The 15,058-nt window shown below is 67.0% G+C and carries 10 protein-coding genes; 6 read left to right on the top strand and 4 right to left on the bottom strand.

From position 1 onward, the window contains the following. The first annotated feature begins 56 nt into the window (after positions 1–56). Both KY661_RS13575 and KY661_RS13570 read left to right on the top strand, forming a co-directional pair. Entirely contained in the window at positions 57–830 is a 774-nt protein-coding gene (locus tag KY661_RS13575; protein ID WP_225410599.1) for a hypothetical protein, read from the top strand. 270 nt (positions 831–1,100) lie between these two features. Further along, positions 1,101–2,102 carry a PKD domain-containing protein gene (locus tag KY661_RS13570; RefSeq protein ID WP_225410598.1) on the top strand — a complete coding sequence of 334 codons (1,002 nt, stop codon included), beginning with the start codon at positions 1,101–1,103 and terminating at the stop codon, positions 2,100–2,102. A gap of 9 nt (positions 2,103–2,111) precedes the next feature. On the opposite strand, the gene KY661_RS13565 is transcribed toward KY661_RS13570, so the two are convergent. After that, a complete protein-coding gene (locus KY661_RS13565; protein ID WP_225410597.1) occupies positions 2,112–4,256 on the bottom strand; it encodes a carbohydrate-binding protein in 2,145 nt (714 codons plus the stop codon). A gap of 320 nt (positions 4,257–4,576) precedes the next feature. Between KY661_RS13565 and KY661_RS13560 the strand changes: the two genes are divergently transcribed. Beyond that, on the top strand, positions 4,577–5,920 hold the full coding sequence (locus tag KY661_RS13560; RefSeq protein ID WP_225410596.1) for a glycosyltransferase: 1,344 nt from the start codon (positions 4,577–4,579) through the stop codon (positions 5,918–5,920). Here the strand turns inward: KY661_RS13560 and KY661_RS13555 are convergent. The 3 genes from KY661_RS13555 to KY661_RS13545 all read right to left on the bottom strand — a co-directional run bounded on the left by KY661_RS13555 (position 5,890) and on the right by KY661_RS13545 (position 9,921). Further along, on the bottom strand, positions 5,890–7,335 hold the full coding sequence (locus KY661_RS13555; protein WP_225410595.1) for an ATP-binding protein: 1,446 nt from the start codon (positions 7,333–7,335) through the stop codon (positions 5,890–5,892). The two genes, KY661_RS13560 and KY661_RS13555, sit on opposite strands and share 31 nt — an antisense overlap. 118 nt (positions 7,336–7,453) lie before the next feature. Beyond that, positions 7,454–8,827 (bottom strand): MATE family efflux transporter, encoded by a 1,374-nt coding sequence (locus tag KY661_RS13550; RefSeq protein ID WP_225410594.1) that lies wholly within the window; start codon positions 8,825–8,827, stop codon positions 7,454–7,456. 131 nt (positions 8,828–8,958) lie between these two features. Beyond that, a complete protein-coding gene (locus KY661_RS13545; protein WP_225410593.1) occupies positions 8,959–9,921 on the bottom strand; it encodes a class I SAM-dependent methyltransferase in 963 nt (320 codons plus the stop codon). 513 nt (positions 9,922–10,434) lie between these two features. Between KY661_RS13545 and KY661_RS13540 the strand changes: the two genes are divergently transcribed. From KY661_RS13540 to KY661_RS13530, 3 genes are all read left to right on the top strand, one after another. Beyond that, positions 10,435–11,019 (top strand): hypothetical protein, encoded by a 585-nt coding sequence (locus KY661_RS13540; protein WP_225410592.1) that lies wholly within the window; start codon positions 10,435–10,437, stop codon positions 11,017–11,019. A gap of 205 nt (positions 11,020–11,224) precedes the next feature. Continuing rightward, a complete protein-coding gene (locus KY661_RS13535) occupies positions 11,225–13,411 on the top strand; it encodes an SBBP repeat-containing protein (protein ID WP_225410591.1) in 2,187 nt (728 codons plus the stop codon). Positions 13,412–13,548: 137 nt separating this feature from the next. Continuing rightward, on the top strand, positions 13,549–14,997 hold the full coding sequence (locus KY661_RS13530) for an NHL repeat-containing protein (protein ID WP_225410590.1): 1,449 nt from the start codon (positions 13,549–13,551) through the stop codon (positions 14,995–14,997). Positions 14,998–15,058 lie beyond the last annotated feature (61 nt).

The following is a 15,058-nucleotide window of genomic DNA, read 5'->3' as shown; positions in this document are numbered from 1 at the left end:
AGATTCGCGCCCTTCCGCAAAGGGCTCACATGCACCGTACTTGGATCCCCGCTGTCATGCTGTTGGCGCTGCTCGTTGCCATGCCGGACAAGGCCCACGCCGATGGGCTCGGCCACATCCCCTATGGGGACAATTGCTGGGGGGGCACCCCGGACGCCGACCGGGACGGGCTCGCCGACGCGTGCGAGTACCAGCTCGCCTATGGCTTCATGCCGCTCTTCTGGTTCGACGGCGGCGAGAGTGGCCATGCCCGGCGGCCCTACTACGCCGTGAAGAGCACCAGCTTCGCCACCCGCACGGTGCAGATCCTCTACCTGGACACCTTCTTCGATGACACCGGCGTCACCACCGGGCACGACGGCGACCCCGAGTTTCAAATCTTCGAGGTCCATTACTCCGGCGGCCGGTGGTACCTCGATTGGGCCTACCTGTCCGCCCATCGCAAGAGCAGCTGCGACTCCTCGGCCTGGTACTCCTACAGCCAGCTCGAATACGACACGGCGAGCGACGCTCGCAATGGCTACCGGGGCTGGCCAGTCCTCTACGTCGCCGAGGACAAGCACGCCACCTACAACACCCTGAGCACCTGCGATCAGGGCTGCTTCCTCCAAGACTATTGCAGCCGCCATACCTCGCAGTTCCTCGACCCGGCGGACCGGCTCGTCTCCCGGAACGTGGGCTCGACGGCGGTCCAGCTCATCAACTCCGTCACCCTCAATGGCAAGACCGAGCGTCTGCTCGATGATGCGCCGTTCAAGGGATGGGATGACCAGTGGTACCGGCCCAACTCGGAAGGATACGGCCGCCACCTGAAGGACTTCGGGTTTTAACGCCGGGTGCGCAACGCCTCCTCCAGTCCCCCAGGCCCTCGCAGCCCCCGGGCGCGCCTCGCTTGGCTGGGGGGAGGAACCTTGGCGCTCGTGCTGGGCCTCCTCGCCGGATGGCCCAGGCCGGACGGCGAGGCACCGGTCCCCGCCCCGGCGGAACGCAGCCCGCTGGCTCCGCAACGGCCCTCCCCCACCCCCCCGGCGCCCTCGCGGTCTTCGGCCCTGCCCGCCACGCCTGAAGACGCCCTCTCCGAAGCCCTCGGAGAGGAACGGGTGCTGCTGCCGTCCAGCGTCAGGGTCGATCGCATCGAGCAAGACCGGCCGTGGGTATGCGCGGGCGAGCTCATGGGCCTGTCCGCGCACCTCGGCGGCGTGCCCGAGCCCGGCGCGGTCTTTCGCTGGGTCTGGCCGGCAGCCGCGGGCCAGGCCGAGCTGCACCCTGGCCCTACCCTTCAGTGGAAGGCCCCCCCCGTGGCGGGCAAGTACCCCGTGCGATTCCAGGTGTGCAGGGACCTGGGCGAGCGGCGGGTCGGCGTGCTGGCCGAGCGCGAGATCGAACTCGAGGTCCGCCCGTGCGGCGAGGACGCGGGACAACAGCAAGAGCCCCTCCACATTGGCGTCACGCAACGGGGGCCGGGGACCTTCACCTTCCAGGCGCGATACCGGGGGGACGAGCCCGTCTCCACGTACACCTGGGACTTCGGCGATGGCGCCCGGTCCACCACGGCCGAGCCCAGCCTCACCCATACCTATGCGCTCTCGGGCCTGGGCGCGCAGGAGACCCGGAGCTTCACCGTCAAGCTCCAGGCCCGCCTGGAACGCGGCCTGACCCTGGAGGCCACCACGTTCGTGCTCACGCGCGGACAACCCGCGCCCAGCGAGCTGCCTGCCGTCGAGCTCCAGGTCTCCCGCTGGAAGCCCCGCGCCGGCGGAGCCGGTTGGCAGAGCGACGTGGTGGTGCGCGCCCCGGATGGCACGGACCTGACCTGGGAGCGCCTCGAGCGCGTGTTCGTGCCCTGGCAAGGCGAGGCAACCGTGGACACGCGGGCCTGGCGGGAGCGGGTCCATGTGGAAGAGGACCTTGGACACGGCGGCTTCCGGGGCCATGTGACGGTGAGCCCCTCCGAGGCCGGGCCGGAGCTCAAACAGATCCTCGACTTCCTCTACGGCCGCGACGCGGCGGGACAGGAGGTGGTGGTGTCCTGGAGCCCTTTCAAGCGCGAGCCTCCCGCGGACTCGCCCCAGGCCCCAGGGCCACCTCCTGTGAAACCCTGACCCCGGTGGCTACCGGTGGCTCGTGGGGTGCTCGGCGGTCAGGGGGATCTGCCCCTTGAACAGCCGGTTGATGTCACCCGCCAGCCGCAAGTAGAAGTCCGCGGACACGGAGACGCCATCGGCGTCCAGGGTCAGGAAGTACTGGCTGGAGGGCGCCATCGAGCTGTTCTCCGCCGCCTTGGCGATGGCCGTGCCCTCGTCGTACTCGTCGAACATGGCCACGTAGCCGGTCGAGATGCCCACGCTCTTGAGGTCATACGCCTGGCGCCACATGAAGTCGCCGTGCAGCCGGGGGATCTGGTTCTGGGGCCCACCGTGCAGGTTGTACCAGGAGAACCCCGGCCACATGACCGCCTGATAAGCGATTCCGTTCTGCTGCGTGTAGGCGAAGTCCGGCTGCCACTGATTCCGCATGTAGTGATCCACGCCATCGATTCCCCCGAAGCGGCCGACGAACCAGGGGGAGATCATGTCCAGGGACTTGTAGACATTCTCGAAGCCCGTCCGCGAATCGTTCGTCCCCGTGCGCCAGTAGGTGGGCACGCCGCCAATGACATAGATTCCCTGGCCCTTGAACCAGTTGATGATGTCCGTGGCCTCGGCGGCCGTTCCGGGACGGTCGGTGAAGCCAATGCCCCAGATGCAGACGACGAGCTTGCCATTCTGCCGGGCATACGCGGAGGAGGACGTCAGCTGCATGGCATTGACGATGTTGGCCGTCCAGTCGTGCTTGACCGCGTTCACCCAGTTGCTGGGGTCCATGCCGGTGATGTCATACATGACATAGAACTTCCGGCCGTAGGCCTCCGCCGCGTTCTTCACCTTCACCGCGACGCTGTCGCGGTTGGTCCGCCAGCCGTCCGGGGTGGTGCTCGCGCTGGCCCCGAAGCGTTGCAGCGCGGCGCCGTCGATGTTGTAGGTCTGCATCCACTCGAAGTGCTTGTTGACGGTCTCCGGATCATACGAGGAGAAGAGCCGGGCGGGCTGCCCATTGCCCAGGTTCCCCAGGTTCGTCGAGTACAGCTTGGTGTACTCCCGGAGGTCCGGATAGAGATCGAAGTTGACGTTGGAGTTGGGCGTGGGCGCGCTGCTGTTCTTCGACCAGTGAATCCACCCGTTGTTGGGAGACCCATCCCCGGCCGCGTTGAACCAGCCCTGATACCCGGCGAACAGCTTCCCGACGACGTCTCCGCCGCTGGCCGCCGCCGCCGAGAACTTGAACCAGCTCACGTTGAAGAGGCCGCCCGAGCCACTTCCCGTGAACCGCAGGTACAGGGTGTGCACCCCGCTCACGCTGTTGATGGCGCACGTCCGGGTGACCCAGGTCTGCCAGCCGCCCGTGGCCGGGATGGGGCAGGTCCCCGCGAGCGTTCCCGTCGCCCCGTCGAGCCGGACCTCGATGTTGCCCCCGGCCCCGGCGCTGGCGGTGCGGGCCTCGAAGGTGGTGGCGCCACTGCCGAAGTCCACGTTGTTGAAGGCGATGAAGTCGCCGTTGTCGATGAAGGCGACATTCTGGCCTCCCTCGCTGGAGGCCTCCAGCTGCGTGCCCGACTGGCTGTCATGGCTTGACGCCGCCGTCTGGTTGAACGCGGACCGGTTGACCGTGGGCGCGGAGCCATACACCTCGAACTCCGAGACCTGGCCCCCCGTGGCGCCCGAGTTGGCCGTGAAGTTCACCCTCACGTACCGGGCGCTGACCGCCGTGAAGTTCAGGGTGACCGTATTGGTGCCCGGGCTGAACGTGTACGCGGCGGGGGCGAGCACCTGCGTGTAGGTGACGTCGTCGGTGCTCCTCTGCACGGACAGGGTCTGCGTGCGGGCGCCCCAGGACGGCGGCAGCTTGAGCACCACCTGGTTGATGCTGTTCGCGCTGCCCAGATCCACCCTGAGCCAGTTGGGATAGGCGTTGGCCGCGGCCTCCCAGTAGGTGGATGGGTTTCCGTCGTTCGCGTTCGCGGCGGTATAGACCTGGGTGTAGCTGCCCGCCGTGATGCCCTGGGCATTGAGCCTCAGCGGGAGCGCGTGCACTCCCAGCTCCGGTGCCAGCGTCAGGCTGTCCTCGGGAGCACACGCCAGAGCGCCCACCCACAAGCCCCCGATTCCCAACATCACTCCCCAGCGGCGTCCCCGGCCCTTCGTGAAATTCAAGCTCACTCGCGTCTCCTTGTCTGGCACAGGCCAATAAAACCACTATTTCCATGATTTCATAGAATCACGCAATAACTGGATTCTGTTCACTGAATAACGCGATGCGAAGTCCGGCCAGGGCAAGGGCGACTATCCAGGCACCTTCCGGACTTCAGCCGATTCCTGGCCAGCCAAGAATTCACGGAAAAAACGCGTGCAATCCATGCTTTGGCTGGCCTAAGGATGCCGCCCCCTCTGCTTCCCGGCTGGCGCGCCCTGGAGCCCGCCTGCCCCGTGGAGTCCATCGCCCGGCACCCCTCCCTCACCGGCTGAGCCTTCAGGTCCCCATGGCAACCCTGCTCTTCACGCCCTTTCCTGGCCGTGGCCACGTCCATCCCACGCTGAAGCTCGCCCGGGAATTGCGCGCCCGCGGCCATCGCGTGGTCTACGCGGGTCCACTCGACTCACGGGAGTTGATCACGAGCGAGGGGGGAGAATTCGTCCCCGTGATGGAGGAGCAGTTCCCCGCGGGCAGCTTCGCTCCCCTCGCCGCCCCCACGCTTCAGGAGCACCTCTCGCAGCTCCGCCTGTTCGTGCGCCGGGCGGAGCACGCCCTTCAGGCCATCGAGGCGGGCGCGTTGGACAGCCTCTTCGAGCGCGTGCGCCCGGACCTGCTGGTGTGCGATCCCCTGCTGCCCTACCCGGCCCTGGTGGCCCATGGCCTCCAGGTCCCCACCGTCTTCTTCAACACCAACCTTCCCCAGCCACTGATCTTCCCCTTCCTGGATCCCACGCGTACCAGCCGCTTCCTGCGGATGCGCGTACGGGTCATCCGCGCGGGGTTCTCGCTGCTGGGGAGGCTGGGACTGGCGCTGCGGCTGGAGCCATACAACGAGCGGATCGCGCGCCGGTATGGATACCCCGTGGAGTCACTGGCCCAGGAGCCTGAATACCTCGTCCGGGGCCTGCCGGAGATGATCCTCGCCCCCCGTGAGTTCGCCGAGCCTCCCGGTCCCGTGGATTCGCGCTACCTCTTCGTGGGACCGGGCATCGACCTGGAGCGCTCCGAGCCAGCTTTCCCCTGGGAGCGGCTGGCGGCGGACACGCCCCTCGTTCTCTTCTCCATGGGCAGCATGGGGGGCTACAGCCGCACGCTGGAGAAGCGGGTGCTGGACGCCGTGGCCGGCGCGGCGAAGGCGCGGCCTCAATGGCAGTTCGTCCTGGCGGTGAACCCCACCCACGAGACCACGCGCTTCGACAACGTGGCCCCCAACGTGGTGGCGGTGAAGTACGCCCCCTTGCTCCAGCTGCTCCCACGCGCCGCCGTGAGCATCACGCATGGCGGCTTCAACACCGTGAAGGAGTGCATCTACTTCGGTGTGCCCATGGTGGTGGTGCCCCTGACCTATGATCAACCCGCCGTGGGGCGGCTGGTCGAGCGCAAGGGCCTGGGCGTCGTCTGTCCTCCCAAGACGCTGACGTCCGAGAGCCTGCTGCGGCAATTGGACGTGCTCGTGGGAGCTCCGGCGCGTCACGGCGCCATGACCGCCATGCGCGACTGTTTCCACCAGCGGGAGCAGGACAGCTCCGCCGTGGATGCCATCGAGCACCTCCTCCAAACGGGGCCCTCATCTGGCTCCCGGGAGCAGCGGGGGCGGGGTCATCCCGTCCGCTTCTTCGGGCTCGCGTAGGGAGCCAGAAGTCCGGGCTGGTCCACCAGGCAGCGCAACGCCTTCCCGGCAAGCATCTCCAGCCGGTGGATGAAGCCGAAGCCGTGCTCGTCACCCACTTCGTGTGCCAGCTCATGCAGGAGGATGCCGAGCGTTTCTGGATCCAGCGGATCGTCCAGCCGCACCTGGCCCCGCACGTTCACCCGCAGCAGGTGCCGCTCGCGATCGTATTCCGCGTCTACCCGGGCGCTGGGGTCACGCACCTTGCGCTCGAAGAACTCCACGCCCACCTCCCGGCCGGTGAGCTCCCGCGACAGATGGCGCACCAGCTCCACGAAGCGCTGGGCCCGGGCACCGGGGTGCACCTGGACGTCCCGCGGGGGGCCTTCCATCCGCTCCACATACGCGTCCGCGGACTCCACCAGCGTCTCGAGCTGCTCCAGCGCGGAGAGCGGCATCCCCCGTAGGTCCACCACTTTCGCCCCGAGCTGGCGCGCCCGGTCATCCACCCGGGGCCCCACCGACAGCACCGCCCGGGCCGGCAGCACCTTCGCCACGTAGGCTTCGAGCGCCTCCTGGCCCAGGGAGAAGTGCGCCAGCACCTCGGTCACCCACGCGCCCGACAGCTCCTGACGGGTCAGCTCGGGCGCCATCGACTCGAGGAGGATGGCCGCCAGCGTGCGCTTGTAGGCATCCCTCGCCGCATCACGCTCGGCCGCCAGCGGAATGCGCTGCTGCACATCGACGTGCCAGGGAAGGTGGTGCGCCTCCACCGGCAGGCCCAGCTCGAAGAGGTGCGGCGTCTCCCCAGGGCGCGGATAGTAGAGGTCCACCCGGGTGGCCCGCTCGGCGTACCGCTCCACCCCATGGTGCAGCTCCACCGTCTCCAGCGGGCAGTCCTGCAGCGAGTCCTTCGCACGCGGAGGCCGGACCACACGCCCGTTGATGACCAGCTCCACGCCCGGCGGGGGGATGGTGAGGCGCAGCAACTGCATGGCCGCCTCCCGCTCGCGGGCGCTCGTGCGGCGGAAGAGCCGCAGGCACGTGCCCACCTGGCGCGTATTGGGCTTCACATGGCGTCCGGCGCTGTCGAAGACGAGCGTGCGCCCCACCGTCTCCACCTCGGCGTGGTCGCTCGCGGCGATCATCTCCTTCAGGCCACGGCCCTTGCGGCCCCGCCACGTGGGCGGCGTGTCCTTCTCCCCGAGGAAGACGGTGAAGGCGAACTCGTCGCGCGCCAGCCCCGTGGGGGCGTCGTCCTCAATGCGAACCTCGTCCTCCGCCAGGCGCACCTTCACCCGGCGGGCCCGCTGATCGAACGCGTTCTGCAGTGCCTCGCGGACAAGCTGACCGAGCGGCCGGGCGCGATTGGAGCGCCTCCAGCCCTCTTCCGACAACTCGAACCACTCCGAACGGCCATTCCGGCCCTGGCTCATCACGGCTCTCCCCGTCCCAGGCTCCCGCGAACACCTGCGCCGCCGCGGGGCAGCCGGACCTGGAAGAACACCAGGGGAGGTGGGACTCTTCCCGCCCCTCAGGAGACTCCGGCGGACCTCAGCCCCCGAGCGCCACCGGGACGGCTTCCGCCTCGGGTTCGACGAGCGACTTCTGCTCCCAGGCCCGGCTCTTCCACCGGTACCAGAAGATGAGGCCACGCATCCATTCGTCCGCCGCGATCGCGAGCCAGATGCCCGGCAGCCCAAGCTGGAACTTGAACACGAGCGTGTAGCCCAGCGGCAGGCTCATGCAGACCATGGAGAGCAGCGCCATGTAGACGGTGAACTGCGCGTCCCCGGCGGCGCGCAAGGCATTCACCAGGACGAGGTTGAAGGACCGTCCGGACTCCAGCACCAGGCTCAGCAGGATGAGCTTCGCGGTCAACAGGACGATGTCCCCGTTGTCCGTGAACAGGCTCACCAACGGCTGGCGTATCAGGATGACGAGCACGTCCACCAGGAGGGTGATGGCCACCGCCCACTTCAGGCTCTGCAGGGCCCGCCGGAAGGCCTCGTCCGGCTGGCGCGCGCCCACCATCCGCCCCACCACGATGGCCGTCCCCATGCCAATGGCCAGGCTGCACAGGAAGACATACTGGGAAATGGCCATCGCGTACTGCCGGGAGGCCAGCGCCACGGGCCCCAGGAACGTGACGAAGTACAGAAACACCGTCTGGCAGGAGTGGTAGGTGACCTGCTCGATGGCCGCGGGAACGCCCACCTTCAGGATCTTCCGGATGTACTCCCTGGGGAACGCCACGAAGTCCCGAGGCACGAGCCGCACGTCCATCACCCGGTAGAGCAGCCACGCGAAGACCACGAGCGCGGCGGCCCGGCTGATCCCCGTGGACACCGCGGCCCCGGTGATGCCCATCTCGGGCATCCCGAAGTGTCCGAAGATCAGGGCGTAGTTGCACAGCACGTGCAGCAGGTTCATCCCCAGCGACACGAACATGGAGTACCGCGTGAAGCCATAGGTGCGGATGAGCCCGGCGAACACATTGATGAGGGCTTGCAGGAAGATGAAGCCACCGGCGATCCGCATGTAGGCCCGGGCGTGGACCAGCACCGTGCCCTCCAGGTTCATCCGGCCCAGGATGAAGTCACCCAGCGACAGCAGCGCCGCGCTCACCACGAGCCCGAGCATCAGGTTCATCATGATGGCCACGGCCGAGATGCGGGAGGCCTCGGCGCTCCTGCGCGCGCCGAGATACTGCGCCACGACGATGGAGGCGCCGTGGCTGATGACATTCATCATGAGAATGCACAGGATGATGTACTGATTGACCACGCCCGCGGCGGAGACGGCGTCGTCGGACACACCGCTGAGCATGAGCACGTCCGAGGTGCCCATCAGCATGAACAACAACAGCTCCAGGAAGATGGGCCAGGTCAGCCGGAACAGCCCCAGGGAGGGTTGCGGTACGTCCATGCCCTCGCGTGTCTCATGCTCCACTCAGGCTGTCGAGCCCCACCTGGCCGCCTGGTTCACGGCCTGGAAAGTTGATGCTCGAACGGTCGCTCGGCGCCCGGGCGCGGGGCTCCCTCTCAGAGGGAACAGGCCTAGGGACGCGCCACGAGCAGCCACGCCGGGGCCCACCAGTAGGCGTACATCCGGTGGCGCTCAACCCGCGTGAAGCCCGCCTCGCGGAGCAGCGCTTCCCATTGGGCCAGCGGTACCTCGAAGTTGGTGCGGGTGACGCTGCGATCCACGTAGCCGAACAGCACGGGCATCAGGAAGCCCTGCGCTACCGTCTCGAAGTCCGCTCCCGTGTATTCCGCCAGCCCCTCCTGGTAGCGGCCGAGCACATGCCTCACGGTCTCGGGCTTCAAGGGCTCGTCCATGGACGGAGGATCGAACTCGGCGATCAGCAGTGCATCGCAGTGAGCGCGAAGCCAGCCCAGCAAGGCGGGCCGCTCCGCAGGCGCGAGCGATTGCAAGCTGAAGGTGGCCTGCGCCACCTCCCAGCGGCGCGGCTGGACGTGGGGCTGGGCCACGAATGCCTGCAAGCCCCCGGCAAACGCCTCGAACACCACGCCCCGGGTGGCCAGGGCCTCGGTGGTGCGTTCCAGCAGGGGAACTGCGGGCTCCACCAGGGTCACCCGCTGGACTGCGGGAGTTAGCGCAGGCAGCAGCGCCCTCCCATCTCCAACACCAATGTCGAGCAATTCAAAGGGTGCGCCGGGGTAATGGCGGGACAGCGCCGCGCTCGTCTGCTCATACAGCGGCACATTGCCACCGCCCCGGATGAACGCGGCGAAACCTTCCGCCGAAACATAGACATCGCGCTTGCCTTCCCGGGCGACCCGCGCCAGGTAGGTTGCCGCCGAGCGGGGAAGCAGTGCTTGGGGAGCCGCCCGCGCCGCATCCTCCGCGAAGGCAGTGGCCTCGCGGTAGCGCTCGTCCGCGAAGGCCAGCAATGCCAGGTACAGGAGGCTCTCCGGCGTGGCCGGTGCGGCGCACGCGGCGGCCTCGAGCCCCTCGGCACGGTAATGGTCCCAGATGGGCAGAAAACCATCGCTCATGGGCCCTCCTCCTTGAATGACAGGCCTCGCTCCGCCAGTGCCTTCTCCAGGAGCCCAAGCGCTTTTGGCCCCACGCCGTGAAGCTGGCCAAGCTCTGCCTTGCGCATCCGGCTGACCTGGCTCAGCCGTGTGATGCCCACGCTGGAGAGGGCGCGGAGCGCTGGATTCCCAATTCTTGGGAGGCCGTCCTCACGTTCTGCATCTGGCATTGCATTCCTCTTCCGAAAACCTGTCATGACCTCAACGATCCTAGCGCCGCTCCGCTCGGGTTCACAATGAAGTGTTGAACGAAGCTGTATCAACGGGGACGCCAGGAACATCCGTTCTCCGCACATCCGGAGTGGAGCGTCGCCGGCCCAAGGGGCGGGTTCTCCGCAGGGTATGGGTTACCTAGACTGGGGGCCCATGCTCTTTGCCTTGCCCTGACGTTGGGGTTGGCCACCGCCGGTGGAAGATCGCTCACAACGGGCGTTCGGGAAAAAACAGACAGCCTTCGCCAAGGTGGATTGCGCCATGGTCATCATTTTTACATTGGTTGCCCTGGCCCTCGCCATTCTCGTGTCCCTGAAGGGGGCCTGTCAGTCGGATGACGCTTGTGCCGCCAGCGCCGGGCTGCTGGGCGAAGGGCTCGATGGGCGTGTGTTATCGGGGGAACTCGAAGGCATCCCCGTCTGGATGGGCATGGAGATGCACGAGGTCGCGGAAGAAGGGCTCATCCAGTTCTGCGTGGTGCGCGCGAAGGTGCCCGGTCCCCTGCCCCGGGGGTTCGTCGCCGCCCCGAGGCGCTGGACGCCAGAGCCCGGCCCGATGCCCACGGGAGACCTGTTCTCCTCGGGAGACCCCGAGCTCGATGAGATGTACCTCTTCCAGAGCGAGGAGCGGGACGAGGGCCGGGCCTTCGTCCAGGACGCCCAGGTACAACAAGCCCTGCGCAGCGTGCTGGGCTCTGGCCAGGTGGCCTTCGTGGAACAGGGCCATGCCGGCATCGCGTCGGTCGGGGTCATCACCGAGACCGAGGAAGCCCAGCGCAAGTTCGCCGCCGTGGTCCGCGCGGCCCAGGGGCTCACGGAGTCCGGGCGTGTGGCCGTCGGCCAGTAATTCCGGGTGGGCACGCAGCGTGCTTCATCCCATGCGCATTTATTCATGCACACGGGACACATCCCCCTCATGTGTCACCCGATGGACCCCCTTCACGCCAGACGAGCCCTCTTGTAACCCCCTCCCTTCATAGACAGATACATGCCGCTGAATGGCTTGTTCCGCGCTTCGCGGGAACAGCCCTGCTGAATCCGGGGGGAGTGACATGTTACAGGGCATTGGGTTGTTGTCACTGTGTCTGCTTGCGGGAACAGGGGAAACCTCCACAGGCCCCCTGTCCGCCACGCCCCTGGCACTTCCGGAAGACAATCCCTCCTGGCTGCGGCAGCACGGGACCGGGGGCGATGATGCCGGCACGGGCATCGCCGCTTCCTGTGAAGGCACCTACTCCGTGGGGTACACGGGCGGCGCCTTCGATGACCACCCGAACCTGGGCAACGTGGACTCCTTCCTGGTCAAGCACAGCCTGGATGGCGTGAAGCAGTGGTCTCGCCAGTTCGGCGGCGCGGGCATGGACGTGGCCGTGGCCATCGCCTCTTTTGACGTCAATGGCCAGTGCGTCAATCCGGAGCTCTATGTGGCAGGCCATACGTCGGGCAGCATCGACGGAACGGCCTCCGCGGGAGAGACCGACATCTTCCTCACGAAGTATGACAAAGCTGGCAACCTGCTGTGGTCACGCCAATTGGGAACCCCCGCCGCCGATACCGCTGCCTCCGTCGCCACGGACAAGCACGGAAACGTCTATGTGGCGGGATATACCGTGGGCGCGCTCGCGGCGGAGTCCGCAGGCGGCCAGGACTTCTTCCTCGTGAAGTATGACGCCGCGGGGACGCTGCTGTGGAAGCGGCAGTTGGGCACTGCCCAGCATGAACAGGCCCGGGGCGTGGCATGCGACGCCGAGGGCAACATCTACGTGGGCGGCCATACCTTCGGATACCTTGATGGCAATACCAACGCCTCGAATGGCACTTCCACCTCCGACCTCTTCCTGACCAAGTACGACGCCACGGGACAGAAACTGTGGACGAAGCAACTGGGCACGCCCGCGAGCGAGGTGACGCAGGGCCTGGCTACCTCCCGGCGCTCCAATGGCGTGGTGGACATCTACCTGGCGGGCCACACCACTGGCAACTTCGCCCTCCCCACCAAAGCGGGCATGGATTCCGACGGCCTGCTCGTGAAGTTCAATGACGCGGGCGCGGTCCAGTGGAAAAAGCAGCTCGGGACGCCAGGCAATGATCTGTTCTTCGGGGTGACATCGGATGGCGGCGGCAACGTGTACATCACCGGCAACAGCCCCAACGACATCGACACCCACGCAATCCTGGACAGCGATGACGTCTTCCTCTGGGTCCTCAAGGACACGGGCAACCTGCTCGTGTCCCGGCAAATCGGGTCTATCAACCCATGGAATCCCCGCGCCCAGGTGGATTTTGGAGCGGGAATCGCCACCGACAAGGGCGCTGGCGTCTACATTGCTGGATACACCGAAGGGCAGTTCTCCAGCATGGCCAGCGCGGGCGGAAAGGATTTGCTCGTGTTCAAGTATGCAGAAGGGTGCAGCGTCAACACGCCTGCCCAATGCAGGTTGGGATATGGGTGGGGAGATCCCCACTACGTCACCTTTGATGGCGCCTCCTACGACTTCCAGGGCCATGGGGAGTTCATCCTGACCGAGGCCAGCGCGGGAGACCTTGCCATTCAAGCGCGCCAGTTGCCCTGGAATGGATTGACGCACCTCAGCGTCTTCGCTGCCTTTGCCATGCAGCTTGGACGGGATCGCGTGGGCTACTACCTGGGGGCTGTCCATCCCGTGAAGGTGAACGGGCAGTCCGTGCCCATCTCCGGGGAGCTGGCGCTGCCCGGTGGCGGCCGCATTCTCCGGCAGGGGGGAAGCTATACCTTCGAATGGCCCACGGGCGACCACCTGGTGATCAGCCCGGAACACAACTACGTCAACGCCCACCTGCGCCTATCGCCTTCGCGTTCTGGCACCTTGAGGGGTCCCCTGGGCAACTTCAACGGCAACCGGGCCGATGACTTCGCCTTGCGCGATGGAACCTCGCTCGTTGCCCCGCTTTCCTTCACCCAGATGTATGAGGGCGAGACGGCGTACGTGAACAGCTGGCGTGTCTCTCAGGCCGAGTCCCTCTTCGACTATGGCCCCGGCGAAAGCACGGCGTCTTTCACCGACGTCCATTTCCCCTACCCTCCGGCGCACATCCCCTCGGCCGTTCAGCAACAACAGGCTCAACAGCTCTGTCAGGCCGCGGGCGTGACGAGTCCCATCCTTTTGAAAGGCTGCATCACGGACGTGGCCGCCACGGGGGACGCCTCCTTCGCCCAGAGCGCGGCGGCCATGCAGGGCCACGCCCAGCAATTTCACTGACCACGGGCCACTCCCCTCCTCAAAGATGCCTTCTTGACTCTTGTGGGTCTCCCACATAGGAGACGGCATCTCCATCTTGAAAACGATAATCGCTTTCAAGAACCGGGATGGCTCTGTATCCCGAGAGGACGGTTCACATGCACAACACGGCAAAGGGCTCCGGCAGGAAGGCGATGCTCGCCGGGGCGCTGGTTCTGGCGCTGCCCCTGGGGTTCATGGGCGGCTGCAGCCACGGTACCAAGCAGAGCCCCCCGCCTCCGTCCAACACCATCCCTGAGGCGGGCCCGGGCGATGGCGGCATGCCCCCGGCCACCGATGACACGGACCTGGCGGTGGTGCGCTTCAACACGGATGGCACCCTGGACACCAGCTTCGGCACCAACGGCATCGCCACCGTGGACCTGGGCACGGGCATCGCGATCTCGCGTGACACCCTGTGGAGCATGGACAAGGACGCCTCGAACCGCCTCGTCCTGTTCGGCGGCCGCAAGTCGGACCCGAACCGCGCGGACCTGGACTACGTCGTGACCCGGCTCACCGCCAACGGCACGCCCGACACGTCGTTCGCCACCAACGGCATCCACGCCCTCAACGTCTCCAACCTGAGCGATCAGGCCCGCAACGGGTATGTCCAGCCGGACGGGAAGATCATGGCTGCGGGCTACCTCTCGCAGCCGACGGGCGTGGGCGCGCAGGCGGCCAACCGGATCCTGCTCCACCGCCTGGATGACAGCGGCAAGCTGGATCCCTCCTTCGGCTCGAAGGGCGTGGTGAACTCGGCGCCGTTCAAGTCCTCGGACCCCGACAACGTGGAGTGGGGCATGGCCGAGGCCTATGCCGCGGGCTACCAGTCTGGAAGCTACGTCACCACGGGCTATGGCCGTACCGCCCCCTCCGGCACGGTGGACCTCGTCTCCTTCCGCTACACCTCGGCGGGTCGGCTGGACCCGTCCTGGGGCACCAACGGCGCCTACGTGCTGAACCTGACGGGCGCGGATGATCGCGGCCGGGATCTGGCCATCCTCAAGGATGACCGCGTGTTCATGGTGGGCAGCGCGACCCCTGCCCCGTCCAACATCGACGCCCTGACCGTGATGCTTCAGCCCAATGGCCAGCCGGACACGGGCTTCGCCCCCCAAGGTTACAAGACCTACGACTTCGGCCGCGCGGACGAGGCCTTCTTCGACGCGGCGATCTCCCCGGATGGCGCCTGGGTCGCCGCGGCGGGCTACTCGGCCGCCTCGGCCACCGACAGCGACGCGGCCCTGCTCGTGCGGTCGACGGCCGGCACCGCGGAGTTCTCCGGCGTGGTCTCCCTGTCCGAGACGGGCAACAACCGCTTCTGGTCCGTCGCGTTCAACCCGGCGAGCACCCAGGTGTACGCCGCGGGCTTCATCACCGAGAACGGTGACAGCCACTTCGCCGTGGCGCGCTACAACACCACTGGCACCCTGGACACCACCTTCGGGACCAACGGCATCGCGAAGCTGAACATCGTCACCGCGGGCGCTCTCGAGACGGCCCGCGCCGTCACCGTCCAGTCCGATGGCAAGATCGTCGTGGCGGGAATCATCGAGAAGCGCTGAGCGGCACCCCATGGACACGGAGGGGGCCCGCCCTCTCCGTGTCCGGAGGAACGGGCCCGCG

The sequence above is a fragment of the Allostigmatella hybrida genome (assembly GCF_020103775.1).
Taxonomy (GTDB): domain Bacteria; phylum Myxococcota; class Myxococcia; order Myxococcales; family Myxococcaceae; genus Hyalangium; species Hyalangium aurantiaca.
This window is presented reverse-complemented; position numbering and strand designations above follow the sequence as displayed.

What these genes read in the sequence shown, in the direction of transcription:
- KY661_RS13575 (WP_225410599.1), top strand. Translation starts at nt 57, where the DNA reads ATGCTGTTGGCGCTGCTCGTTGCCATGCCGGACAAGGCCCACGCCGAT.
- KY661_RS13560 (WP_225410596.1), top strand. Translation starts at nt 4,577, where the DNA reads ATGGCAACCCTGCTCTTCACGCCCTTTCCTGGCCGTGGCCACGTCCAT.
- KY661_RS13555 (WP_225410595.1), bottom strand. Translation starts at nt 7,335, where the DNA reads ATGAGCCAGGGCCGGAATGGCCGTTCGGAGTGGTTCGAGTTGTCGGAA.
- KY661_RS13550 (WP_225410594.1), bottom strand. Translation starts at nt 8,827, where the DNA reads ATGGACGTACCGCAACCCTCCCTGGGGCTGTTCCGGCTGACCTGGCCC.
- KY661_RS13545 (WP_225410593.1), bottom strand. Translation starts at nt 9,921, where the DNA reads ATGAGCGATGGTTTTCTGCCCATCTGGGACCATTACCGTGCCGAGGGG.
- KY661_RS13540 (WP_225410592.1), top strand. Translation starts at nt 10,435, where the DNA reads ATGGTCATCATTTTTACATTGGTTGCCCTGGCCCTCGCCATTCTCGTG.
- KY661_RS13535 (WP_225410591.1), top strand. Translation starts at nt 11,225, where the DNA reads ATGTTACAGGGCATTGGGTTGTTGTCACTGTGTCTGCTTGCGGGAACA.
- KY661_RS13530 (WP_225410590.1), top strand. Translation starts at nt 13,549, where the DNA reads ATGCACAACACGGCAAAGGGCTCCGGCAGGAAGGCGATGCTCGCCGGG.